Origin of the sequence: Xanthomonas sp. BRIP62411 (assembly GCF_003993525.1) — a bacterium.
In the GTDB taxonomy this organism is placed as follows: domain Bacteria; phylum Pseudomonadota; class Gammaproteobacteria; order Xanthomonadales; family Xanthomonadaceae; genus Xanthomonas; species Xanthomonas euroxanthea.
Genome location: NZ_QEZI01000011.1, coordinates 309,019 through 333,123, shown reverse-complemented (window position 1 = coordinate 333,123; position 24,105 = coordinate 309,019). Strand labels below are relative to the sequence as shown.

The window sequence follows — 24,105 nt, the reverse complement described above, 5'->3', positions numbered from 1 at the left end:
GGCGTCTCACTGCGGCTGGGAGACGCGAATCTGATCCCCCTGCGTCTCGACGCGCAGGTTGAAGCCCGTGGCCAGCAGACGTGCGAAGGCATCGACACCTGTGGCATCGAAGCTGCCGCCCACACGCATGTGGGCCGTTTCCGGATCCATCAGCACCAACTGCTTGTCGTTGTAGCGATTGAACTGGGCCGCCACATCCGCCAGCGTGGTTTGATCGAACTCCAGGGTTCCATGGCGCCAGCTCAAGGACCGGCGCACTTTGTCCTGAGCGTTTACCGCCACCAGCGTGCCCGCCGGCTTGCTGTACAGCAGTCCCCCGCCTCGCACTATCACCGGCGGCCGGCCGGGCTTGGCCACCATCGGCTCGACGCGCACCTTGCCCTCCAGCACCGCCACTTCCAGGCGCTCGCGCTCTTGCCTGACGGAGAACTTCGTTCCCAAGACCACCACCTTGTGGTCGCCGGCATGGATCACAAACGGATGCGCAGGGTCTGGCTTTACGTCGAAAAAGGCTTCGCCTTTGTCCAGCCATACATGGCGCAGCGAGGGATCCACCTGCGCGCGGAGCTCGGTGTGCGTATTCAGTTCCACCCGCGAACCGTCCGACAAGGCCACGACTTCCCGTCCCCCAACCTCGGTGGTGTAGCGAGTACCCGGCCCCCACCAGGGCATGTTCAGCAGTACGGCCAGCATTGCCACCGCCGCGGCCGCTGACCAACGCACCGGTGAGGCCCAACGCCGCGTGCGGGGTGATTGCACGCCGCGCACGGCCGCCAGTCGATCGGCTCGATCCCAGACCGACTTCAAACGAAGCCAGGCCACACGATGGGCCGTATCCTGCCCCAACCAAGCATCAAGCTGCCTCTGGTCCTGCGCGGTCCACTGCGAAGATTGGGCGCGATTGATCCACTGCGCAGCAACTTGTTCGATGTCGTTGTGCGGGCTCATGGGTGCGAACGTTCCTTGTTGAAGCGCCGGGCCGGGCGCTGAATCTTGCCGGTACCGCCAAGCATGAAGTCCGCCAATGCGCGCATGCCCAACAACGTCTGGCGCTCCACCGTATCTTCGGCAATCCTCAGGCGGCTGGCCACTTCGCGTTGGCTCAAGCCGTAGATCTTGCGAAGCTCGACGATCTGCCGGCATTTGGCGGGCAGTTTCTGCAAGCCTTGCTGGAGGCGCCGTAACTCATCGCGTGCACCCAGATGCCGCTCCGGCGTCACCTCATCGCTCTGCATCACCGCCTGCTCGACATCGGCCATGGCTTCAATGGACACGATGCGTGAGCGGCGGATGCGATCAATGAGCAAGTTGCGTACGGTGGTCATGACAAAAGGTTTGGCCTGCGACGGCAGACCCCGACGCGCGGCTTCATATATGCGTGTGTAAGCCTCCTGCCGAAGATCAGGAATCTCGCTGTCCTCATGCCCATGCCGGCGCAGAAAGGCGTGGATCAAGCCTTCCAGCGGCAAGACATGGGCGATGAACCACTCATCCAGTGCGGTGGTCACCAGGGTACTCGCTGATTCATCGGGCAGGCTCAAGCACGTCCATTCACTAGGACGAGCGCGGTCAGGAAATCCGGTACACCGCAGCACCCGCCGGCCTGCTGGGCCGGCGGGTGCTGGGATCAGATCTTGAAGTCGTCGTACGCCACCTGGCTGTCGGGTACCCCCAGCCTGCTCAGTAGCTCTCGGGTGGCCTTGAGCATGGCCGGCGGTCCGCACAGGTAAAACTCGCAATCAGCCAGGGCCTGATGGGCTTTGAGCAGACGATCATGGGCCACTTCGTGAACCAGACCCCGCAAGAGGGCATCGTCGTTCTGCGCCTCATCCGAGAGCACCAGATGCCAGGTAAAGTTCGGGTGCTGCCCGGCCAATTGCTCCATCTCCTCGATGTAAGGCGCCTCCTTAAGGCTGCGTGCGCCATACCAGAAGTGGATCCGCTCACCGCCCTGCCCCGCCAACAGCGTCCGAATCATCGCGCGCAGCGGCGCCATGCCAGCGCCGCCGCCGATGAACACTTTCTCCCGCCCGTGGGGTTTGAGCGCGAAGTCGCCGAAGGGGCCGCTGAAAGAAACCCGATCCCCCGGGGAGAGCGTGTACAGGTAGGTCGATCCCCTGCCCGGCGGTTGCCGCTTCTTGTCCGATCTGCCGGGACTGAAGCGCGCCAGCAACGTCAGACGACCCTGCGCCTGATCAATGGGCAAGGCCAAGGAGTAGGCCCGGCGTACCGGCTCGCGATTGACCAGCTTTTCCGGCAGATCCACGCCGGCCCAATCCTGATGGTGGTGTTCGGGTCGCACCAACTTGTGAACAGGCACGTCGTAATCGGGCACGTGCACCTGCAGGTAAGCACCGGGTTGATACTCCGGTCCGGCAGCCTCGTCGGGCTTGAGCACGATCTCGCGCAGGAACGGGGTCACCGCCGTAACCTGCTCCACGGTAGCCGCATACTCGGTCCATAGGCTTGCCCCGCCGGCCACCTCGACATCGGTGTCTTCCGTCACGGCCAGGTTGCAGGCCAGGCGATAGCCCATCTTGACCTTGCTGGCGCCCAGGTGGGCGCGATCGGCCGCGGTGGCTTTGGGCGCCGCGCCGCGGAAGCGCACCTCGCACAGGCCACAGCTCTGCCCTCCTCCACAGTTGGACGGCAGTTGCACGCCCTCGCGTGCCAGCGCGACGTAGACGTTGTCGCCTGCCGACGCCCGTACGGTGCGCAGCCGTGTCCCGTCCGGACCGAATACCGACAACTCGCGGGCCGGACGCCAGCGGCGCGGCACGAACTCGCTCCAGTGGAAGCTGGCAAACAGCAGCCAGATGCCGGTCAGGGCCAACCACAGACCGCCGATCGCTGCGGTGACCACCAACGGGTTGTTGAAGTTCTTGCGCCCGGTGTAGTCCATGATGTGCAACATCCAGAACACATCGAACAGACGCCAGGTCTTGTTGCGGTGGTAGAGCACTTCGCCCGTCTGGGCAGACAGGTACACCGTGGTGTCCTGCGTGTCATCGGTGTCCACACGCCACAGACGCCCCTCGTGATCGCGCACCTCCCCGCTCCACTCCAACAGGCGCGGCGCTTTCAGCGTGCCCGGTCCGGTGTAGGAGGCCTGAGCCAGGCGGGTGGCCCAGGCCGAATCCAAGGGGATCGGCTGGCCCGTAACGGCGTTGGCCAAGGTGACACCTTGCGCATCGGCCAATTGGTACACCGGCGTGTCCAACAGCCAGCCAGAACTCACGCGGCTGATTTTCTTGTTGCCACCCAGAAAGCTGGCCGGCGATCGGGCGTTGGCGGGCCAGTCATGCGCGGCATGCGCGTGGGCCTGGAACTGATGGCCCTGCACCTGATCGTGGTCCAACCAGCTCATCATCACGCCACTGGCCATCCAAAGCAGCAACTGCAGGCCGATGATCAAGCCGACCCATTTGTGCAGCGTTCTCATCCAGGGCGTCATGCTGCGGCCCTCCTGCGGAAGCTGTAGAACAACAGCCAGGCGCCACTGAGCACGAACACCAGTCCGACCGCCGAGGCCACGCGCAACAGAGTGTTGTTGACGTCCGAGCGCGCCTCGTAGTCCATGATGTGGAACATCCACAGGAAATCGAACCAACGCCACAGGCTGTGCCGCCGCGCCAGCAACTCGCCGCTATAGGGCGAGAAGTACAACGTCGTTTCACCGGCATCGGCGTAGTGCACGGCCCACATGGGAACCGGGCGGGTGGCGACTTCCTGCGGCGCCTGCGTCACCCATTCAACCCGGGCTACCGGCGCTTGGCCCTGGTACACCGCCTTGGCCAGCGCGATCGCCATCTGCTGATCGCCCGGCGAGAGCACATGGCCGGTCGTAGCGTCGAGCAGGTAAATCTTGTCGTGGGCATGGATTTCATAGACATCCCGCTCTAGCAGGCGCTTGAGCTTGACCTGGGTCATGCCCGAGTAGCGGCGCTGCAACTCCTCACCTGACAAGTGCGTGGGTGCGACCAGCGGTTGCTGATGCGCATGGGCCAGGTGATCGCCATGGATGATGTCCAAGGAAATGACCGTCATGTACACGCCGCTGATCATCCACAGCAGCGCTTGCACGCCGATGATCAGGCCAATCCATTTGTGGGCCTTACGCGCCCAGAAAGCCGATTTCATAGTGATCTCGTTCGACAGGAAGACGACACCTGCCCCCGTCACACGGACGGGGGCAGGTGAAGCGGGCCTTACCAGTGGTAACCCACGCGTGCATACCAACGACGACCCAGCAGGTCATACGTCATCGTGTCGGTATTGGCGTCGGTGTAGCTCTGGATGAACGGGGCTTTCTTGTCGTACAGGTTGTCGATGCCGAAGGACACATCGAAGGTCTTGTTCGGTGCGTACTTGAGCTGGACATTGTGGTAGGTCACGCTGGGGGCATGATCGCCAATGTCGCCGGGGCTGGCGTTGATGTCATCCGCCTTGCCGATGTACTGCAAGCTGTAAGAGCCGGACCAGGCTTCGCGCTCCATCGTCAGCGAGGTCAAGGCGCGCCAGTGAGTAAAGCTGCCACGGCCACCGGTGATCTTGCCGGCGTACTCGATCACCTCCGCGCCCGGGAACGGCCGCACGTCGTACTGGTCCAGATAGGACACATCCACACTCAAAGTCGAATCGAACCCAGCGACCGCGAACTCGTACAGACCACCCAGGTCGATGCCCCGTACCCGCTCGTTGGCCGCATTGACCGGCTGGGACGACAGGAAGTCCACTTCACCGGTGATCGGGTTGCGGGTGAAGTTGTCATTGCCGCAGAACGGATGCGCCAAGCCCGGGGTGTTGTAGCAGATCGACAGCTTGGTTGAGCCATCGATACGCTGGATGGCGTTGTCGATCTTGATGTTGAAGTAGTCCACCGTCAGCGTCAGCCCTGGCAGGAAGCGCGGGGTCCAGACCGCGCCCACGGTCAAGGACTTGGCATCTTCCGGCTCCAGGTCAGGATTACCGCCGGAGGTGGTCAGGATCGTGTTGCCCGGCTGCACGTAGCCCGCCGGTACGCCGTACGCCTGGCAGTTCTGACGCACTACCGAATCAGCCGGCAAGCTGCTCCAGCCGCTACAGGGATCGGTCGTGGTCAGGTTGCCCTCGGCCACGCCACCAAACAGCTCGGGGATGTTAGGGATGCGGAAAGCCGTGGCGTAGTTGGCGCGCACCTTCAAGGACGGCACGATCTGCCAATCCAGGCCCACCTTGTAGTTCACGTCTTCGCCGAACAGATCGTAGTCGGAGTAACGCACCGCGGCATTGAGCGTCAGGCTCTCGGCGATCACGCTGTCCTGCAACAGCGGCACGGCAAACTCGGCGAAGGCTTCCTTGGCCGTGTACTCACCGGCGATCGGATCCTGTTGGTTCGTGTTGGCAATGCCCAGCACCGTCAGCGGATCAGGATCGCGCCAACCACGCTCCTTGCGAACCTCGATGCCGGAGGCAAAGCCCACCCAACCGGCCGGCATCTCGAATAGCTGGCCGCTGATGTTGGCGGTGAAGCTTTTCTGGTCATTACCGCCGTTATCGCGCGTCCTGAACAGGATGTAGTTGAGCACCTCGGGGGTCAGGTCGCCGTAGCCGAGATAGTCACCGCAGGGGATCGCCGCGCCGGGCGTGTTGCTGCACACCGCGGTATTGAGCGTGTCATCCACCCGGTCCAGGTTGGCCACATTGGTCGAGCCATCCACACCGGTGTTGCGCCCCCAGTTCAGCGCGGCCGACCAGTCCCAGTTCATGCCCAACTGGCCTTCAATGCCCGCGACCACGCGGAAGGTATTGGTTTCCTGGAAGAACTCGCGCGGGCCGGCCTCTTCCAGACGGCGGCGCTGCAGCAGCAGGTCTTGGCCGGTCGGGTTGGTCGGGTGGCTGGCCGCGATGTTGATCGGGCGATAGACACCCAGGCTGCCGGGCGTGGCCAACTGGTCGGACTGGCGGTTGGTGAACATCAACTCGGTGAACACGCGCGTGGTTTCATTCACCGTGCTGTCGCCGAACAGGCTGAAGCTCAAACGCTTGATCGGATTGACGGCATTGAGATAGGGATTGCCGTTGTAGTTATGTTTGGCCGCCGAATACGGTTCATAGAAATCCCCGTCACCATTGGGATCCTGATTGAAGTTCACGCGCGAGCCGTCGGCTAGCAATGCGCGCCCACCGATGGTGGCCGAACTGCCCACACATTCGAGTTGCCCGTCGACCTCACCCAAGCCGCACGGTGCGCGTGAGGCCATGTTGACCGTGCCGGTCTCCGAGTAGTTGATGCCGGCCATCAACGAACCGCGGTCTGACGTAATACCCCAGGCGAAATCGAACGACTTTTCTTCGCCATCACTTTCGAAGGTCTGTCCGTACCGCACTGCCGCCTCGGCACCGTCGTAGTTCTTCTTGGTGATGATGTTCACCACGCCCGCCACGGCATCGGCACCGTAGATGGCTGAGGCACCGTCCTTGAGGACCTCGATCCGCTCGATCAGCGCTACCGGGATGATGTTCAGGTCCACCGAGCTGTTGGCACCGGTGCCACCATTGACCACACGACGACCATTGAGCAGAACCAGCGTGCGGTTAATGCCCAGGCCGCGCAGATTGACCTGAGTAGTGCCGTAGCCGTTCTCGGCCCAGTAGGCATTGGACTGGCTGCCGGCAAAGCCGGCCGAGGCCGGCAGGCGCTGCAGCAGCGTCTCCACCGAAGTGGCGCCGGAGCGCTCGATGGCTTCGGCATCCACCACGCTGACCGGACCAACACCGGAGAGCTGCAGTCGCTTGATATGGCTGCCGGTGACCTGGACGGTGTCCAGCGTCTTGGCCGACTCGCTCGTGGCGCCCTGTTCAGCCTGCTGAGCCAGAGCCACCGTGGAAAAACCGGCGCACAGAAGGGCACCGACGGATACCGCCAAAGGATTGCGCTTGAAGTACATGGGTTCTCTCTCCCCCGAAGGGCAATGCATGCGTATGACCCTGGTGCCCCAGACGTGGGGGCCTATGCGACATCAGGGCGTGCGTAGACGTCGCCAATCAATGGCGACCAAGCAGCATTAGCCGATGGGAGGTCGGAACAGCCGGGATACCTGTCGTCGCAGCGGCGGCAACTCAGGCGTAGGTAGGTAGGTGCTCGTCAGGGCGTGCTGGGCGGCAAAGATGACCGGCACACGCCCGGCGAAGAAGGTGAGCACACAGCTGCAGTCGCAGGAGGTGGTGCTGCAGTCGCACTGATGATCGTTCTGATCACCCTGCCCGGCTTGCTTGCCACCGGGACGAATTTTGTTGCAATCGTTACTAATCTTGGCGCGTTCATTGACACGCGCGCCGCCGTGCACCGAGTGGGTGCCATTCACCGCACCTGGGGGAGGAATATGCCGCACGGCCATCCGCGTGGTGGCCTGCGCGCTCAGGATCCCATCCGCGCAGAGCACGAGGATCAGGAACATACGCAGTAGCACACGAAGCGACGACATGAGCGTGTGGCGAACCCGCAGGTTGTCTATACCACAGCAATAGCACGAGGAAATTCTTAGTGTCAACTGCTTATGCAGCACAGCATCGAAAGTGGTTGGACTGGTTGTATAGACATGTAATGCTTGGCCCATGGACGAACCCAAGCCGCACTACCAGAAGCTCAAGCACTTCATCCTGCGTCACATCACCAACGGCGACTGGCCCGCGCGCAGTCGCGTCCCCAGCGAGAACGAACTGACGGCCAAGTTCGGCTTGTCTCGCATGACAGTGAATCGAGCGCTGCGCGAGTTGACCGATGCCGGCGTGCTGACCCGAGTGCAAGGCGTGGGCACGTTCGTCGCCGGGCCCAAGGCCGAATCGGCGATGTTCGAGGTGCGCAACATTCGCGAAGAGATTCAGTCCCGCGGCCAGACACACTCGGTCCAGGTATTGATCTGCGAGACGGTCGAGGCGCGCTCCAGTGTGACGACCAACTTCGGCCTGACACCGGGCACGGAGCTGTTCCACAGCCGCCTGCTCCACCACAGCGATGACAAGCCCGTGCAGTTGGAGGATCGCTTTGTGCAACCCAGCGTGGCGCCGGATTACCTGGACATCGATTTCCACACCGAGATTCCGCATCAGTACTTGATGCGCGTTGCGCCGCTGGAGCGCGCCGAACATGTGATTGAAGCCGAGACGGCCAGCAAGCGTCTGGCTGCGCAACTGAAGATCAACGAAGGCGATCCGTTGCTGGTGCTGACCCGACGTACGTGGTCGCGCGGACAGGTGGCCAGCTTTGTGCGGCTGATTCACCCGGCATCTCGTTACCGCTTTGTGGGCACCTTCCAGGTTGGCGCCCCCCTGACCCCTTGAGGATTTGATGGATACCTTGGAACGCTCCGCTTCCCCTGCGCGCACCGTTCGCGCTCCGATCGGCACCCAGCTGCACTGCAAGAGCTGGCTGACTGAAGCGGCCTACCGCATGATCCAGAACAATCTGGACCCCGATGTTGCCGAGCGCCCGGAAGACCTGGTGGTCTACGGCGGCATCGGTCGTGCTGCGCGCGACTGGAAAAGCTTTGACCGCATCTTGGAAACGTTGCGATCGCTTGAGAACGATGAGTCCTTGCTGGTCCAGTCGGGCAAGCCCGTCGGTGTTTTCCGCACACACCCCGATGCGCCACGCGTGCTGATCGCAAACTCCAACCTCGTCCCCCATTGGGCGACGTGGGAGCACTTCAACGAGCTCGATAAGAAGGGCTTGATGATGTACGGCCAGATGACGGCCGGCAGTTGGATCTACATCGGCAGCCAGGGCATCGTCCAGGGCACGTACGAGACCTTCGTGGAGTTGGGGCGCCAGCACTACGGTGGCAACTGGCAGAACAAGTGGATCCTTACCGCCGGCTTGGGCGGTATGGGTGGTGCGCAGGCGTTGGCGGCGACCTTGGCCGGGGCCAGCAGCATCGTGATCGAGTGCCAGGAGTCGCGAATCGATTTTCGCATTCGCACGCGCTATGTCGATCACAAGGCAACCTCCATCGAGCAGGCCTTGCAGATCATTGAAAGTAGTCCAGTCCCCGTGTCGGTGGGATTGCTGGGCAATGCGGCCGAACTGCTGCCGCAGTTCGTCGCCCTTGCACGTAGTGGCGGCGCCCGCCCCCATGCGGTGACCGATCAGACCTCGGCGCACGATCTGATCAATGGCTATCTGCCCGCCGGATGGACCCTCTCACAGTGGGAGCAGGCCCGCAGCGGTGACGATGGTCAGCGACGCGAGCTGGCGCAGGCTGCCGCGGCCTCGTGTGCCACGCATGTGCGCGCGATGCTCGATTTCCACGCCATGGGCGTGCCGACGATCGATTACGGCAACAACATCCGCCAGGTGGCGCTGGATCAGGGCGTGGACAATGCTTTTGCCTTCCCCGGCTTCGTGCCCGCCTGTATCCGTCCGCTGTTCTGCCGCGGCATGGGCCCGTTCCGATGGGTGGCCCTGAGCGGGGATCCAGAAGACATCTACAAGACCGATGCTAAGGTCAAGGAACTGTTTCCTGACAACACGCATCTTCACCACTGGTTGGACCAGGCCCGCGAGCGCATTGCCTTCCAAGGTCTGCCCGCACGGATCTGCTGGTTGGGCTTGGGCGAGCGCCACAAGGCCGCGCTGGCCTTCAACGAAATGGTGCGCAATGGCGAGCTCAAAGCACCGATCGTCATCGGACGCGATCATCTGGACTGCGGCTCGGTAGCCAGCCCCAACCGTGAAACCGAAGGCATGCGCGATGGCTCCGATGCGGTCTCGGATTGGCCGCTACTCAACGCGCTGCTGGCTGCCAGTGGCGGTGCGACCTGGGTGAGCCTGCATCATGGCGGCGGCGTCGGGATGGGCTTCTCGCAACACTCAGGCGTGGTCATCGTGTGCGATGGCACCGAGCAAGCCGATCGCCGGCTGGCGCGTGTGTTGTGGAACGACCCGGCAACGGGCGTGATGCGCCACGCCGACGCGGGCTACGAGCAGGCACTGGCCTGTGCCCGTGAGCATGGCCTGACCTTGCCGGCCATTCTGGAGTGAATCGCATGCTTACTCTGACACCGGGCCAGCTGACGTTGGCCCAACTGCGGCAGATCGCGCACGGGACTGATCCCATCGCCTTGGACGCAGATTGCTGGGACAACGTCCGCGCCTCTTCGCAGGCCGTGCAGGCCATCGTGGCCGCCGGCGAGCCGGCCTATGGCATCAACACCGGCTTTGGCAAGCTGGCCAAAGTCCATATCCCGCGCGAGCAACTGGAACAGTTGCAAACCAACCTGGTGCGCTCGCACGCCGTGGGCATGGGGCCATTGCTCGACGATGCCTGCGTGCGCCTGATCTTCGCCACCAAGATCGCTTCTTTGGCGCGAGGCTACTCCGGTGTACGCGAGCATACCCTGCTTACCCTGATCGCGATCTACAACGCCAGGATCTGGCCCTGTATTCCCTCCCAAGGCTCAGTCGGTGCATCCGGTGATCTGGCCCCCTTGGCGCATCTGACCTTGGCGGCCATGGGCGAAGGCCAGGTACGTGTCGACGGGCAGATCCTGTCGGCCAGCCAGGCCCTGCAAGATGCCGGGATCGCTCCCATCCGACTGGCAGCCAAGGAAGGGCTGGCATTGCTCAACGGCACCCAAGTGTCCACGGGCATTGCGCTGATGGCGCTGTTTGCCGCCGAACAAGTCTATGCGGCCGCCGTGCTAACGGGCGCGATGAGCGTGGATGCGGCATGCGGCTCCGATGCTCCGTTCGATCCGCGCATCCACGCCGTGCGTGGCCAGCCCGGCCAGATAGCAGTGGCCGCGCACTACCAGCGACTGCTGGCCGGCAGCGCCATTCGCCAATCGCACCTTCACAACGACACCCGCGTGCAAGACCCTTACAGCCTTCGGTGTCAGCCTCAGGTCATGGGGGCGGTGCGCGATGTCATGCAGCACGCCGCCCACGTGCTGCTGACCGAAGCCAACGCAGTCTCCGACAATCCGCTGGTGTTCACCGACACCGGCGAGGTGATCTCCGGCGGCAACTTCCACGCCGAACCGGTAGCCTTTGCCGCGGACCAGCTGACGATGGCGGTGTCCGAGATTGGCGCCCTGTCGGAACGGCGCATCGCCCTACTCATCGATGCCACGATCTCCGGGTTACCCGCCTTCCTGGTCGCCAATCCGGGCGTGAACTCCGGCTTCATGATCGCGCACGTGACCGCGGCCGCCCTGGCCAGCGAGAACAAGACCCTCTCCCACCCGGCCAGTGTGGACTCCCTGCCCACCTCGGCCAATCAGGAGGACCATGTCAGCATGGCCACCTTCGCCGCGCGCAAGTCGCGCGAGGTGGCCGACAACGTGCGCCGGATTGTGGCCATCGAACTGCTCGCCGCCTGCCAAGGCATCGAGTTCAGGCGGCCACTGGCGTCTTCGCAAGCATTGGAGGCAGTGCATGCGCAGGTGCGTAGCGAGGTGCCCCGCTACGATGAGGATCGCTATCTGGCGCCGGAAATGCAGGCGATGGAAGCCTTGATCGAGCGGGGCGGTTTGCGCGCGTTCCTGGACTGGCCGCTGCAGGATCTGCGCGCGTGAATCTGGCTTGGCACGGACGCGTGGACCTGCCGGCGACCGCCGATACGCAACGCTGGCACCAAAGGGTGGCCTTGGACCCGCAGCCTGAGGCGCCCGGCATTGCCCTGCTGGGATTTGCCAGCGATGAAGGGATTCGTCGCAACGCCGGCCGCCTGGGCGCCGCACAAGGGCCCGGTGCACTTCGCAACGCCTTGGCCAACCTGCCTGTGCTCCATTGTGCTCCGCTCTACGATGCGGGCGACATCACCTGCGTGGATCAGGCATTGGAGCTGGCGCAGGCCCACTACTCCCATCGAGCGCAGCAACTGCTGGATCAGGGGCATTGGGTGATTGGTCTGGGCGGCGGCCACGAGATCGGGTATGCCAGCTACGCCGCACTGCGCGGACACCTGGGCGCATCCAAAGCTCGCATCGGCATCTTCAACTTCGATGCACACTTTGATCTGCGCGAGCAAGGCAGTGCAAGCTCGGGCACGCCCTTCCTGCAGGCACTGGAGCATGCCCGCAGCATTCGCTCCCCGCTGCGGTATCACTGCATCGGTGTAAGTCGATCCAGCAACACGGCGCGTCTATTCGCCACGGCCAACCGCGAAGGCGCCCATTACCTCACCGATGACGTGCTGTGCACCTGGAATTGGCAGGCACAGGCTGAGGTTCTGCGTGCGTGGTGTGATGCGGTTGACGTTATCTACCTGACGCTGTGCCTGGACGTGCTGCCACAGGCGGTGGCCCCGGGCGTGAGTGCCCCCAACCCACGCGGGGTGAATCTGGAGGTCCTGGAAGCCCTGCTGGATCTGGTCATGGCCTCGGGCAAGGTACGTGTGGTCGACGTGGCGGAACTGTGTCCGCCCCTGGATCCGGATCAGGCCACCGCACGTGTGGCTGCGCGCTTGATCCACCGCATGGTCAGCGCGCAGGCTCAGTGGGGTGATACCGGCTGGCAAAAGGCAGTGAGCTAGCGGGAGCGCTCAGCCAGAAGTTGTTTCATCTGGGCGATCTCCTGCTTCTGCGAGGTGATGATCTCCTGGCAGAGCTTGACCAGCTCGGGATCCTTCAGGCGGTTTTCCTCGCACATCAGAATGGCGCCGGCATGATGGGGAATCATGGAGCGGATGAACTGCCGATCTGTCACCGCGGCCTGCGTGCGAATTCCCCACCAGCAGAACAGCATGAACGCCACGGTCACGCCGGCCAGGATCAGATTACGCCGACGATCGGGGTACATGCTGGACATGAGCCAAAGCTCGATCAACAGCATCGGCGCGGCCATCAGGCCCGCCATGTAGAACTGGTTGACGTTGTTATAGACGTTGGCCCACTGATCGACCATGGCATACATCAGGGCGTACATGGCCAGGAACGACAAGGCCATCATCAGCAGCAGGCGACCGTAGTGGCCCTGATGCGTCTGACCGGAACTTCCGTGCGAGGCGTGTTGCTCTGAATGCTGCGTGTGCGTGCTTTCGTGCTTACCGTGCGAAGAAGACATGTCGATCTCCGTGGGAATGGCAGAACATCGCCGAATCCCGGGGGCCAAGGAACCAGCCCCCGGGGAGATAGCAGTTACATACCCTTGCCGGCAGCGAATTCCTGCGGGCTCAGCTTGCCGTCCTTGTTGCCATCAAGCATGCCGAAGTGCGGCGCGAGCTTGTGCTTGGCCAGTTCTTCCTTGGACAGCGCACCATCCTTGTTGGTATCGAGCTTGGTGAAATCGGCATCGGCCGCGGCCGGCTTGTGCTGACCATGCTCCTGCTTCTTGTGGTCCATCGGCTTGTGCTGACCGTGGTCGGTGGTGGGCGTGGTGGTCTGGCCGCCGGCGAAGGCCGCGCCCGCCATCAGAAACAGGGCCATCATCGAGAGGGAGGCATAACGCTTCATTGCAGTACTCCTTGTGGGATATGAGCCATCAGTGACAGGAATGGCCGCGCGCAGGCTCATCGGCGCGGTCAGGGGGGGAGGTGGCAACAACGGTGGAGCCGGACAAACGCAAGGCATTGGTGACCACCGAAACCGAGCTCAGGCTCATGGCCAGGGCCGCCATCATCGGACTGAGCAAAAGGCCGAAGCTGGGATACAGCAGGCCGGCGGCGATAGGCACGCCGATGGCGTTGTAGACGAAGGCGAAGCCCAGGTTCTGCTTCATGTTGGCCACCGTCGAAGACGAGATGGCACGGGCTTGCACGATGCGCCTCAGATCACCCTTGACCAGGGTGAGCTGGGCGCTGGACATGGCCACATCCGTGCCCGTCCCCATCGCGATGCCCACATCGGCTGCCGCCAGGGCCGGCGCATCGTTGATGCCGTCGCCAGCCATGGCCACACGACGACCCTGGGCCTTGAGTTGCTGGACCAGTTCGGCCTTGTCCTGCGGCTTGACGCCGCCACGCACATCCTCGATGCCCAGCGTGCGCCCCACGGCCTCGGCCGTCGCCTGTGCGTCACCGGAGGCCATCACCACGTGCAGGCCATCGGCACGTAGCAGGTTCAAGGCAGGCAAAGTCGTGACTTTGATGGGATCTGCTACCGCAATGGCGCCGGCCAATCGTCCATTGACCGCCAGGAACATCACGCTGGCGCCTTCCTTGCGCAGACGCTCGGCGCTGCTCTGCAAGGGCGCAACATCAGCCCCTACCGATGCCATCAAGCTTTGGTTGCCAAGCACCACATCCTGATCGGACACGCGCCCGCGAACGCCTTGACCGGTGAGCGAATCAAAATCTTGGGCGGCCACCAGGTTCAAGCCACGTCGCTGGGCTTCCGCCACGATGGCCTCGGCCAAGGGATGCTCACTGCCCTGCTCCAAGCTGCCAGCCAAGCTAAGGATCTGATCGGCATCGAAACCGGCGTAGGAGAGCGTGTCGCGAAAGGCTGGACGGCCCTCGGTCAACGTACCGGTCTTGTCCACGATCAACGTGTCGATCAGACGTAGCTGCTCGATCGCCTGAGCATCGCGGAACAGGACCCCGACCTGCGCAGCGCGGCCAGTGGCGACCATGATCGACATGGGGGTAGCCAAACCCAGGGCACACGGGCACGCAATGATCAGAACCGATACGGCATTGAGGACGGCAAAAGTCCAGGACGGTTCGGGTCCAAACAGACCCCATCCGAAGAACGTGAGCACCGCCGTGGCCAGCACGGCCAGGACAAACCAGTACGCCACCTTGTCCGCCATACGCTGCATCGGCGCGCGGGAGCGCTGGGCTTGGGCTACCAACTGCACAATCTGCGCCAGTACCGTCCCGGATCCGACTTTGTCCGCCCGGATGACCAAGGCGCCCGTCCCGTTGAGCGTGGCGCCTATAACGTGATCACCGACAGCCTTCTCCACCGGAATGGGTTCACCGGTCAGCATCGACTCATCGACACTGGTGCGGCCTTCGATGACCTCCCCATCGACCGGCACCTTCTCGCCCGGTCGTACGCGAAGCAGGTCACCCACGTGCACGTGATCCAGCGCAACGTCCTCTTCGCCCCCATCGGGTTTGACGCGGCGAGCCGTCTTGGGCGCCAATCCCAGCAGGGACTTGATGGCCGCCGAGGTTTTGGAACGCGCCCGCAGTTCCAGCAGCTGTCCGAGCAGGGTGAGCGAGACGATGACCGCTGCCGCCTCGAAGTAGACCCCTACCCGTCCATGCTCGCGGAAAGAGTCCGGAAACAGGCCCGGTGCAACGGTGGCCACCACGCTGTAGCCAAACGCGGCGGCCACGCCGATGCCGATCAGCGTCCACATGTTGGGGCTGCGATTGCCGATGGACTGTAGGCAGCGCTCAAAGAATGGCCACCCCGCCCAGAGCACCACTGGAGCGCTCAGCACGAGCTCAATCCAGGTGCGCGCCTGCGTGGACGAGCCGGGCAGACGGTGTCCCAGCATGGCCAAGACCAGGACGATCAAGGTCAAGGGCAATGTCCACCAGAACCTTCGGGTGAAATCGCGTAACTCCGGATTGTCGTCCTCCTCCAGCGAGGGCATCTCCGGCTCCAGCGCCATGCCACAGATCGGACAGGTGCCGGGACCTGGCTGACGAATCTGCGGATGCATCGGGCAGGTGTAGACCGTGGCGTGGGTACCGCTGGGTTGGGCCACCGCTGCTGGGGCGGTCACTTCAACTTGCTGGGGAGCATCGTCCGTATAGCGGACGGGACTGGTGATGAACCGCTCTCGGCATTTGGCTGAGCAGAAGTGATACTTCGTTCCGCCATGCAGGGCGTGGTACGGCGTTCTAGCCGCGGAGACCTGCATACCGCATACCGGATCACGCACCGAGTCTGGACCATCGCTGGCACCCTGCGGCATCGCCTTGCCGGCTTCATCGTGGGAATGAGGGGACATGGATCACTCTGGTCTGGAAGAAGGGATCGCGAGCAAACTGTCAGCTGCGTTGACCGTGCAGGACGTAAGGCTGCGTGGTGCCATCGGGCAGTACGAACTCCACCGTATAGGGTTGAACGCGTCCGTCGGGCATCTCCATGCCAGGAGAACCGGCAGGCATCCCCGGTAGCACCAATCCACGGCCTACCGGGCGCTCACGCAGCAGGCGCAGGATGTCCTGCACCGGCACATGACCTTCGACGATGTAGCCATCGATCTCGGCGGTATGGCACGAGCCGCGTCCATAGGGAACGCCCAAGCGCGCCTTGATCGGGTTGAGGTCTTCGCTGTTGTGCACCTCAACCGTAAAACCTGCTTTCTCCAGATGCTCCACCCACAGTTGGCAGCAACCGCAGGTCGCACTCTTATGTACTTTGACCAACGGCAACGGACGCTGCGGTTGAGTGACCTGCTGCGCAGCCGCCGATGTCGGAGATTGGGCGTCCGATGCCGCCTCTGAATTGACAGCCGATTCGGGGCGCGCGCATGCGGTCAGCGACAAGGCCGTGGCCAGCAGAAAGAGACAGCTGCGTGAAGTGTTCATCATGCTTCCTTAAGAGATGCCCGAGCGCCGAGGCGCTCGGGCGTGGAGCCGGGGCAGCTCCATGAAGGGATCAATGCTGGTGATCGTGGCCGTCATCGGCCTTGGGAGCTGGCTCGGCTGGTTTGGCTGGCATGGAGCCGTGCTGATCGTGCTCGCCCTCGGACTTGGCCTGCGCAGGTTGCTTTGCCGGCTCGGCCGCATGCACGTGCGTCTTGCCGTCGGCATGCACATGCGTGGTGCCTTCCTTAGGCTTGCTCATGTCCATGCCCATGCCACCTGCTTCATGCCCCTGGCCATGGCCATGGCCATCACCCATCTCTTCGCTATCACCGCCGCCATGGTGATCTGCACCCGCTTCCTCGCCATGCGAGTGCCCGCCGGTCTCACCGCCACCGTGTGAATGGCCATCACTGCTGGCTACCAACGCCTGGTAGCCGGCCTTGTCCAGCTTGGGCAGCTTCTGCAGGAAGGCCGACATGTTCCAGATGAACTCATCGTCCATGCTGCCGCCCCACGCAGGCATGCCGCTGGCCTTGATGCCGTGCTTGATCACCCAGAACGCCTCAGCTGGACCCACCGGGTGCTTGCTTAGGTTTGGTGGCGCGGGGTACAGACCCTTGCTCATCTCGGTGGCCGCCGCATCTGGCGAAAGATGACAGGTCACACACATAGCGTTGTAGTTGCCCGCACCCTGGCGGATACGCTCAGGATCATCCAGGTTCGTGGGTACCTGAAGCTTGGCGGCGCGCACCTCAATGGAACGCTCACGCGCCGTTTCAAGTAGCGCATACACCGGGCGACTATGCGGATCATCAGCGGCCACGTTGTACACGCCCAGAGAGACCGCGGCGGTTGCGACCACCGCAACCAATGCCACGCCGGCGCCGAGCCATACCCACATCTTCTTGTTGGATTTCATTGTCAGTTCCCCTTAGAACCAGGTACGAAGGCCGATGACCAAGCGCGTGTCTTCAAAAGACTCGCCATGCTCGCGTCGCATGTCTGCGGTATTGCCAAACGCACGCTCGTACACCACGCCGATGTAGGGAGCGAACTTTCGGGTGAACTCATAACGAAGTCGCAGGCCCGCCTCAGCGGTACTCAGACCCGAACCTATTCCGCGCAATGGATCGTTCTTGCCATACGCCGTGACCTCCACCAGCGGCTGCAGGATCAGCCGATTGGTCAGCAGCAGTTCGTACTCGGCCTCGACATTGGCAGCAGTCTGGCCGCCTTCGCCGAGATAGGCTGTGGCGGATACTTCGAACTTCATCGGTGCCAAGCCCTGTACGCCGATAGCGGCGAAGTTCTGCGAAGCCCCCGGCTTGAAGTCATGGCGCACACCGGCCACCACATCCCACCACGTGGAGATACTGCGGCCGTAGAGCACTTCCAGATCAGCCGACTCGGTCTGACCATCTGTGCGTTCGCCTTCACTGCGGAACCAGACGCGATTGAGGTCCGTACCGATCCAACCCTGACCCTCCCAACCCAGCCCGGTGCCCGGATCGGCATCCCAGGCTTCCAGGCGATTGAGCAGTACGTAGCTCTTGATCGAATTGTCATGCACCGGATGCGCGTGTGCGGGCGCGATGGCCGCCTGACGATCAGCCTCGGTCACCGCAGGAATCGGGGTGCGCGGCTGCGTTGGTGCGACAGGCCCATGTCCCATCTGACTGTGGTCCATGCCCTCCATCGATTGCATGCCAGCTTCTGGCGTAGCGGATGCGGGCGAACCGTGGCCCATCTGCGAATGGTCCATCCCCTGCATCGCAGGCGTGGACGTGCTGGAGGCGTCGGACGCAGCGGGCTGTGCCATCTGACTGTGATCCATGCCCTGCATCGGCTGCGTCTGCGCTTTGGGCGCTGCAGGTGTACTCGCGGGCGAGCTGTGCCCCATCTGCGAGTGGTCCATGCCCTGCATGGCAGGCTCGGCTGCTTGAGCCGGCGGCGCGGCATGGCCCATCGCCGCATGATCGATAGTCGCTTCGCTGGTCTTGGCCGGTGTTGTAGGTTTGGGGGCTGGCGCAGGCTTTGATGTCGGCGCCTGATGTGCAGAGTGATCCTGAGCCTGGGTCTGCGCGCCCTGCTCCATCGGCATGGAGCCGTGCTGCATGGATTGGGCGCTGGCCGCATTGGCCAGGGCCAGCGAGATAGCCAGGGTCAGCGCAGTCAGGGTGGTATTGCGTTTATTGATGTTCATTCGTCGACCCTCACCGTGCGCATCATTCCGGCTTCCATGTGATAGAGCAGGTGGCAATGGAACGCCCAGCTGCCCAACGCATCGGCACGCACGCGATACGTACGTCGGCTGCCTGGCGGCATGTCCACCGTGTGCTTGCGCACCATGAAGTTGCCGCTATCGTCTTCCACATCGCTCCACATGCCGTGCAAATGGATCGGGTGGGTCATCATCGTGTCGTTGACCAATACGATGCGCATGCGCTCGCCGTAGTTCAGCCGTAGCGGCTCGACATCGGAAAACTTCTGACCATTGAAACCCCAGGAGAATTTCTCCATGTGTCCGGTCAGATGCAGCTCGATCTCGCGACCGGGGTCGCGTCCGTCAGGGTCTTCAAAGGTGCTCTTGAGCATGGAATACGTCAGTACATGACGGCCGTTATCGCGCAGGCCATTGCCCGGATCGTCCAAGCGCGAAGTCACGCTCATGGCTTGGTTGTCCAACAGCGGATTGTTGGTCTCGCTGGCAGGGTGTGATTGCATGCCCCCATGCTGCATGCCGGCCATGGCACCATCGCCGGCGGCGGGCATCGCGTGACCCGCATGGGCCGAGGCCTCATTGCCGCTGGCAGGTGGGGTCATGCCGGGCATGCCCATGGCTGCACCACAGCCGCCTTCCATGCCCTTGCTGCCGCCAGACATATCCATCGATCCATGATCCATGCCCATGTCTGCCATCGTCAGCAGCGGCCGGGGATCCACAGACGGAAGAGGCGCGCGTAGTCCTTCGCGCACGGCGAGCGTGCCGCTGACGTAGCCGGTGCGACCGGAGTCCTGGGCAAAGATGGTGAATGCGTCCTGCCCGGAGGGCTCCACGATCACATCGAAGGTTTCTGCTACTGCAATGCGGAACTCGTCGACCGAAACCGGATGGACGTACAAGCCATCCGCCGCGACCACGGTCATCTTCAACCCCGGAATACGCACATCGAAGTACGTCATGGCAGAGCCATTGATGAAACGCAGACGCACCTTCTCGCCACTGCGGAACAACCCGGTCCAGTTGCCCAGAGAGGTCGTGCCGTTCATCAGGTAGGTGTAGGTGTTGGCGTTGACGTCGGACAGATCCGTGGGCGTCATTCGCATCACGCCCCACATCTTGCGATCTTCCAACGTGGCCGACAGACCATTGCGCTTCACATCGCGCGCGAAATCGCCGACCGTGCGCTTGTAGTAGTTGTCATGGCCCGGCATCTTCTTCAAACGATCGAACAGGGCCGTCGGGTCCAGGTCTGTCCAATCGCTCAGCATCACGACGTAGTCGCGATCGAAGCTGAAAGGCTCTGGCTCCAGTGGATCGATCACGATCGGTCCATAAAGCCCAGCTTGTTCCTGGAAACCTGAGTGGCTGTGGTACCAGTAGGTTCCGCCCTGATGCAGGGTGAACCTATAGTGGTAGGTCTCACCACGTCCGATGCCGTCAAAGCTCAGGCCCGGCACGCCGTCCATGTTGGCCGGCAGAATGATGCCGTGCCAATGGATGGAAGTATCCGTGCCATGGAGGGAGTTAGCGGGCAATGCATTGGAGACACGCAGGTTGACCGTGGTGCCTTCCCGCCAACGCAGCAACGGCGCCGGAACGGACCCGTTGACCGTGATCGCGGTGCGGGTCTTGCCGGTGAAGTTCATCGGCGTCTCGCCAATGGTCAGGTCAAACTCGGTGCCCGATAGTACGTTGGGTTGTCCCGGGCCCTTGAGCGCCCAACTGGCTTTGGGCCAGAAACCTAATCCTGCGACTGCGCCTCCCAAGGCCAAGCCCTGGACAAATCGCCGCCGCGAAGGCAGCAGCGGTCCACCGTGTGGACCACGAAAATCATCATGCGACATGAAAATGCTCCAAGCGTCGTGTTGCCACCGGCGGGCGGTGGTAGAGAGCGGGCGGCTGGCCTAAACAGGCATGCAAGCCACACCAACGGCGCCATTGCGGCGCCTAGGGACGCTTAGCCGATCGGTGGTCGGATCAGATGAGGCAAGGCAGGTGCCGCATGCCCGAGGGGCAGCGGCATGACATCCAGGCCCAAGGCCAGTTGCACCGAAACATGCAGGCGCGCAGGAAGTGCGCTCGCGCACGCGTGTACGCAGGCGCACCGGCACTCAGAAGACTTGCAACAGTCGGGACCGGCATGGTCGCCATGCCCCGTGCCAGCCTTTTCAATCGATGTGGCATCGGGATGATGCTCAGCACTGTGATGGGCGACGCAGTCTTCATCGACTTGCACCGCGGCAGCCACTTCGCTGGCCTGCTCTTCCATGACCGGGTTCATACTGACCGAGGCAAACGCCGACCACGCGCCGTTAAGCACGAGCATGGCGATCAGGAACAGTCGCAGTAGAAGTGAGGAGGCTGACACGGGCGACATGGTAAATCACTTTAGACAAGGCGCGTGTGTATCGGTCGTGAACAAAATCTCAAGCAGGCCTGAGATGCCGCGACTTCTCAGTCGCACTAGCCACGGCCACTGCGACTCCCTCCAGGAGCGCCCAAAAGGCGGGTTGAGGCGAAGAATTGCCCTTGTGGTGAGCGCTTGTTCGGTTTACTTCTCGGGTGTGGCCTCGATCAGCTTCACCAACTCGCGCTTCTGCTGCTTGCTTAGCGAGCCCCAGCGCAGGAGCAGCTTGGCCAGCAGATCATCGTCGGTGTAGAGGAAGGCGGCGGGGATCCCCAACGCTTGAGCCAACCGCTCAGCAGTCTCCAGCTTGGGCTCGTGCTTGCCACGCTCGTACTGGTTGATTCGGGGGCTGGCCACGTGAGGATCCAGACCGGCCCGGATGCCCAACTCCTTCTGCGACAAACCCGTGTGCAGGCGGGCTTGTTTGAGGCGTCGAGCGAAGGTCGGTGTTGAGTCGACGGACAAAGTCACGCGCGCACCCCATGGAGACCCCATAAGGATGGCGGATGTACCCTGCCTTGCATACTAAGATATTCTTAGCCTTGAGGCAACCGGCGACACCGGTAGCGCCGCCACCGCCAGGAGCCACGCCGCTCCCTCATCCCCGGAAACCGCATGCCCGGAACCTCGTCAATGACGCCATCTGGGGTCGCCAGCATCGAGGAGTTGGGCCTTCGTGGCACCCTTTTCCTAGCCGCACTGTTAGCCGCGCAGCTACGACGCATACCGGTGGCGCCCACACGCCGCTCCACCTTGCTGGTGCTGGACGCGCTGCGAGACCTGGCCTTGATCCAAGTTCCCTGGCCAGCGGATCGATGGCAGATCCGCCCCGATGCCGAGGTCACGCCCATCGAAGATCTGCAATGGGCTTTCGCCTGGTCTACCCACGAGCGCAGGCACCTGCTCCCGGTGCTGGAAGACCAACTCGGCGATATGGCACACGATGTAGACCTGGCGGACGCGAAACTGGAGCTGTGGGATGAACTTGCACTCTGGGAGACCGAGCAGTTTCTGGAGCAGCAATTGCTCAAACATCACTTCGACCCAGGCTGGGCACGCGATGTGGGGTTCGTCTTTCAATCCGGGCCGCCGGGCTTGCCGATCGCGCGGTGGCGTTACTGTTGCTGGGCGGCGGTACGCCAAGGCGCGTCGGTGGCAATGCGTCTTGGCGTGCACGACAGCGCCCATGTGCGGGAAGCCATCTTTCAGGAGGTCCAGAAGCGCCTGCGCTACCTGATGACCAGTTCGCCCGAGCAAGGCATGTTCAAGCCCTATCATTTGGCACCGGAGTCCTCAGTAGCCAAACTGTTTGTAGAGTGGGTTGTCCCTATGGAATGGGCGTACTGGACAGGTGAGCGCCACCCCAGCCGCTAGCAGACAAACGAGCAGCCTCGTTAGTCGGCTCCTCCATCCTGCGTACGGCCGCGCCGAGTTTTCTTCACCGCATTTTGTGCCGGCGTCAGTTGATTCAGTAGGGGCTCTAGCGCTTCAAGACGTGCGTTGGCACGCAAGGCATCGGCTTCAGCGCTCTCGCGGCGCTCGCGCTCCCGCGCAAGCGCGTCTTGGACTTGAGCTAGCTCGCTGCGCATGGCATCCAAGGCCTTGGCGTCAGTCTTCCAACGCTCCTGCAGTGCCAAATGATCCGTCGCGGTCTGGCGCAACGCCACGACCTCGCTGTGTTGGCCTTCGTGGGCCTGTCGCAACTGGGCAAGCTCACGCTCAATCCGCCCGTGGCGCTCCAGCCATTGACCATTGTCGCGGTTCAGCACCAACAGCTCCTGATTCTTCGCGCCTAAGGCTTCATTGGCCTGACGTAAGGCTACTTGCAGCTCTTGGACCTGATGCTCGTGGCGGCGCAGCTCTTGCTCGCGCTGCTCTTTGGTGGAAGTGCGGTAGTGCTCCAGTGCTTCCCGGGCATGAGCATGCTTGTCCTCCAGAGAACGCGCATGCGCCTCGTGATCAGCCAGCCGCACCGTCATGCCGGCGATGCGCTCGTTCAACTGGGCGATTTCCGCGACCTTCTCACCCAGATTGTGCTGAAGCAGGGCGTGAGCGGCTTGCTCTTGCTGCAAGCTGGTCTCAGTGCGCTGCAGTTGGCTGCCCAGAGCAGCGGCTTCCTGCTGGGCGGTGGAAAGCGCTTGTTGCTGACGCTGAAGGTCGGCCCCATGGCGCTCTCGCTCCCTGGTGAGGATCGCCTCCGCTTCCTCTTGAAGTCGCGTAGCCAGGCGCGCGACCAAGTCCTGCAAGGCTTCACTCACGGCTGGGCACCGCACTCTTTGATGGTCCACCGACGCACTCTGAGTATCCATTTAACGCAGTCAAGGGGGTCTATAGTTCCGGGAACGCAGTAATGAGTGCCTGGTTTTCCCAGTCGCGCACTCTGGGGGGCGAACAATTGAAGGTGGCCCGGCGTTTGGCGTCCTTGCTTGCCGCTGCCTGTCACGGGTTTTGGGCTCTATGGCCCGCGCAGCTGCTGAGGCAGATCGCTTAACGTAAATGGCGGGCCTGATCGACCTTGCCCAGCGCATGCTTTCCGGTGGCGCCAACCCGGTTCCGAAATTCCCCGCGCTCCTGCTGGTGCTGTCGCCCCCTGCGCTTCCAGTCACACGTTCAACGTCGCCAGTTGCTGATCCAGGCGTTCGTTGCGGGCGAAGGCCCGTTGAGCTGACGATGCAGGCGATTGCCTACGAAGATACGTGCCGTCGCTCAAATCCGATGAGGACCTTTGGGGTAACTGCGGAACCAGTCCTGCTCGAACTGCGAGGTCAAGTAAGGCCGCACAAACGCCGACTGTGTGAGGTCCCGCAACCGCTCCTCATGTTGGGCGATGGCTTCCACATCACTGAGTGTCGGGTAGTGACGCAACAGCCGATAGGCTTCCTCGCGCACGGACTTGGGTACGGCTTGGCTGCCGGCGAGTTCCTTGAGAAATGCTCCGGCCTGCAGCAGGTTGCGAGTACGCTCGTCAGGCAGGGTCATGCGAATACTCACCAAAGCTAAGG

The 24,105-nt window shown here is 62.7% G+C and carries 21 protein-coding genes and 1 pseudogene; 5 read left to right on the top strand and 17 right to left on the bottom strand.

From position 1 onward, the window contains the following. Positions 1–6: 6 nt before the first annotated feature. From EO139_RS09485 to EO139_RS09460, 6 genes are all read right to left on the bottom strand, one after another. A complete protein-coding gene (locus EO139_RS09485; RefSeq protein ID WP_126945630.1) occupies positions 7–948 on the bottom strand; it encodes a FecR domain-containing protein in 942 nt (313 codons plus the stop codon). Then, positions 945–1,541, bottom strand: coding sequence for a sigma-70 family RNA polymerase sigma factor (locus EO139_RS09480; RefSeq protein WP_206514013.1), 597 nt, complete (start codon positions 1,539–1,541; stop codon positions 945–947). The genes EO139_RS09485 and EO139_RS09480 overlap by 4 nt, the downstream gene beginning before the upstream one ends. Before the next feature lie 86 nt (positions 1,542–1,627). Continuing rightward, a complete protein-coding gene (locus tag EO139_RS09475; protein WP_126945633.1) occupies positions 1,628–3,454 on the bottom strand; it encodes a PepSY domain-containing protein in 1,827 nt (608 codons plus the stop codon). Further along, positions 3,451–4,182 carry a PepSY domain-containing protein gene (locus EO139_RS09470; protein ID WP_206514014.1) on the bottom strand — a complete coding sequence of 244 codons (732 nt, stop codon included), beginning with the start codon at positions 4,180–4,182 and terminating at the stop codon, positions 3,451–3,453. Before EO139_RS09470 ends, EO139_RS09475 begins: the two co-directional genes overlap by 4 nt. 26 nt (positions 4,183–4,208) lie before the next feature. Continuing rightward, on the bottom strand, positions 4,209–6,863 hold the full coding sequence (locus EO139_RS09465; protein WP_206514015.1) for a TonB-dependent receptor: 2,655 nt from the start codon (positions 6,861–6,863) through the stop codon (positions 4,209–4,211). A gap of 183 nt (positions 6,864–7,046) precedes the next feature. Next, positions 7,047–7,439, bottom strand: coding sequence for a CopL family metal-binding regulatory protein (locus tag EO139_RS09460; RefSeq protein ID WP_074053011.1), 393 nt, complete (start codon positions 7,437–7,439; stop codon positions 7,047–7,049). Positions 7,440–7,596: 157 nt separating this feature from the next. On the opposite strand from EO139_RS09460, the gene hutC reads away from it, so the two are divergent. From hutC to hutG, 4 genes are read left to right on the top strand one after another with little or no spacing between them, the layout of a single operon-like run. Then, a complete protein-coding gene (hutC, locus tag EO139_RS09455) occupies positions 7,597–8,322 on the top strand; it encodes a histidine utilization repressor (RefSeq protein ID WP_046932594.1) in 726 nt (241 codons plus the stop codon). Between the two features lie 16 nt (positions 8,323–8,338). After that, complete coding sequence (gene hutU, locus EO139_RS09450) at positions 8,339–10,021, top strand: urocanate hydratase (protein ID WP_206514017.1); 1,683 nt, start codon at positions 8,339–8,341, stop codon at positions 10,019–10,021. Next, on the top strand, positions 10,018–11,556 hold the full coding sequence (gene hutH / locus EO139_RS09445) for a histidine ammonia-lyase (RefSeq protein WP_196768843.1): 1,539 nt from the start codon (positions 10,018–10,020) through the stop codon (positions 11,554–11,556). Before hutU ends, hutH begins: the two co-directional genes overlap by 4 nt. Before the next feature lie 20 nt (positions 11,557–11,576). Continuing rightward, a complete protein-coding gene (hutG, locus tag EO139_RS21675) occupies positions 11,577–12,515 on the top strand; it encodes a formimidoylglutamase (RefSeq protein WP_231110600.1) in 939 nt (312 codons plus the stop codon). Here the strand turns inward: hutG and EO139_RS09435 are convergent. From EO139_RS09435 to EO139_RS09395, 9 genes are all read right to left on the bottom strand, one after another. Beyond that, positions 12,512–13,045, bottom strand: a complete 534-nt coding sequence (locus EO139_RS09435; RefSeq protein WP_065031431.1) for a DUF305 domain-containing protein — start codon at positions 13,043–13,045, stop codon at positions 12,512–12,514. The genes hutG and EO139_RS09435 overlap by 4 nt on opposite strands. Before the next feature lie 74 nt (positions 13,046–13,119). Next, the gene (locus EO139_RS09430) at positions 13,120–13,434 is read right to left on the bottom strand and encodes a hypothetical protein (protein ID WP_049395166.1); all 315 of its coding nucleotides are present in this window, start codon (positions 13,432–13,434) and stop codon (positions 13,120–13,122) included. Positions 13,435–13,462: 28 nt separating this feature from the next. Next, positions 13,463–15,853, bottom strand: a complete 2,391-nt coding sequence (locus tag EO139_RS09425; RefSeq protein WP_081280536.1) for a heavy metal translocating P-type ATPase — start codon at positions 15,851–15,853, stop codon at positions 13,463–13,465. Between the two features lie 76 nt (positions 15,854–15,929). After that, the gene (locus EO139_RS09420; protein ID WP_080955570.1) at positions 15,930–16,472 is read right to left on the bottom strand and encodes a DUF411 domain-containing protein; all 543 of its coding nucleotides are present in this window, start codon (positions 16,470–16,472) and stop codon (positions 15,930–15,932) included. Positions 16,473–16,542: 70 nt separating this feature from the next. Then, positions 16,543–17,391 (bottom strand): cytochrome c, encoded by an 849-nt coding sequence (locus tag EO139_RS21670; protein ID WP_228903386.1) that lies wholly within the window; start codon positions 17,389–17,391, stop codon positions 16,543–16,545. A 12-nt stretch (positions 17,392–17,403) separates the two neighbouring features. Then, entirely contained in the window at positions 17,404–18,675 is a 1,272-nt protein-coding gene (locus tag EO139_RS09410) for a copper resistance protein B (protein WP_065031433.1), read from the bottom strand. Continuing rightward, entirely contained in the window at positions 18,672–20,540 is a 1,869-nt protein-coding gene (locus tag EO139_RS09405; protein ID WP_065031434.1) for a copper resistance system multicopper oxidase, read from the bottom strand. The genes EO139_RS09410 and EO139_RS09405 overlap by 4 nt, the downstream gene beginning before the upstream one ends. A gap of 113 nt (positions 20,541–20,653) precedes the next feature. After that, on the bottom strand, positions 20,654–21,073 hold the full coding sequence (gene copL, locus EO139_RS09400; protein ID WP_081280532.1) for a transcriptional regulator CopL: 420 nt from the start codon (positions 21,071–21,073) through the stop codon (positions 20,654–20,656). A gap of 174 nt (positions 21,074–21,247) precedes the next feature. Further along, positions 21,248–21,598: a helix-turn-helix transcriptional regulator gene (locus tag EO139_RS09395; RefSeq protein WP_005996633.1), complete on the bottom strand. Its 351-nt coding sequence runs from the start codon at positions 21,596–21,598 to the stop codon at positions 21,248–21,250. A gap of 120 nt (positions 21,599–21,718) precedes the next feature. Between EO139_RS09395 and EO139_RS09390 the strand changes: the two genes are divergently transcribed. Next, on the top strand, positions 21,719–22,477 hold the full coding sequence (locus EO139_RS09390; RefSeq protein WP_231110607.1) for a hypothetical protein: 759 nt from the start codon (positions 21,719–21,721) through the stop codon (positions 22,475–22,477). A 20-nt stretch (positions 22,478–22,497) separates the two neighbouring features. Here the strand turns inward: EO139_RS09390 and EO139_RS09385 are convergent. After that, positions 22,498–23,364: pseudogene (locus tag EO139_RS09385) on the bottom strand (transposase); the annotation flags it as partial. 445 nt (positions 23,365–23,809) lie between these two features. After that, on the bottom strand, positions 23,810–24,082 hold the full coding sequence (locus tag EO139_RS09380) for a BPSL0761 family protein (protein ID WP_065031337.1): 273 nt from the start codon (positions 24,080–24,082) through the stop codon (positions 23,810–23,812). Positions 24,083–24,105: the final 23 nt, after the last annotated feature.

Bases quoted from the DNA above. Each gene is read 5' to 3' on its own strand.
- EO139_RS09425 (WP_081280536.1), bottom strand. From the start codon at position 15,853: ATGCCGCAGGGTGCCAGCGATGGTCCAGACTCGGTGCGTGATCCGGTA.
- EO139_RS09430 (WP_049395166.1), bottom strand. From the start codon at position 13,434: ATGAAGCGTTATGCCTCCCTCTCGATGATGGCCCTGTTTCTGATGGCG.
- EO139_RS09420 (WP_080955570.1), bottom strand. From the start codon at position 16,472: ATGAACACTTCACGCAGCTGTCTCTTTCTGCTGGCCACGGCCTTGTCG.
- EO139_RS21670 (WP_228903386.1), bottom strand. From the start codon at position 17,391: ATGAAATCCAACAAGAAGATGTGGGTATGGCTCGGCGCCGGCGTGGCA.
- EO139_RS09390 (WP_231110607.1), top strand. From the start codon at position 21,719: ATGCCCGGAACCTCGTCAATGACGCCATCTGGGGTCGCCAGCATCGAG.
- EO139_RS09475 (WP_126945633.1), bottom strand. From the start codon at position 3,454: ATGACGCCCTGGATGAGAACGCTGCACAAATGGGTCGGCTTGATCATC.
- EO139_RS09380 (WP_065031337.1), bottom strand. From the start codon at position 24,082: ATGACCCTGCCTGACGAGCGTACTCGCAACCTGCTGCAGGCCGGAGCA.
- EO139_RS09460 (WP_074053011.1), bottom strand. From the start codon at position 7,439: ATGTTCCTGATCCTCGTGCTCTGCGCGGATGGGATCCTGAGCGCGCAG.
- hutC (WP_046932594.1), top strand. From the start codon at position 7,597: ATGGACGAACCCAAGCCGCACTACCAGAAGCTCAAGCACTTCATCCTG.
- copL (WP_081280532.1), bottom strand. From the start codon at position 21,073: ATGTCGCCCGTGTCAGCCTCCTCACTTCTACTGCGACTGTTCCTGATC.
- EO139_RS09435 (WP_065031431.1), bottom strand. From the start codon at position 13,045: ATGTCTTCTTCGCACGGTAAGCACGAAAGCACGCACACGCAGCATTCA.
- EO139_RS09485 (WP_126945630.1), bottom strand. From the start codon at position 948: ATGAGCCCGCACAACGACATCGAACAAGTTGCTGCGCAGTGGATCAAT.
- EO139_RS09405 (WP_065031434.1), bottom strand. From the start codon at position 20,540: ATGTCGCATGATGATTTTCGTGGTCCACACGGTGGACCGCTGCTGCCT.
- EO139_RS09410 (WP_065031433.1), bottom strand. From the start codon at position 18,675: ATGAACATCAATAAACGCAATACCACCCTGACTGCGCTGACCCTGGCT.
- EO139_RS09395 (WP_005996633.1), bottom strand. From the start codon at position 21,598: ATGGGGTCTCCATGGGGTGCGCGCGTGACTTTGTCCGTCGACTCAACA.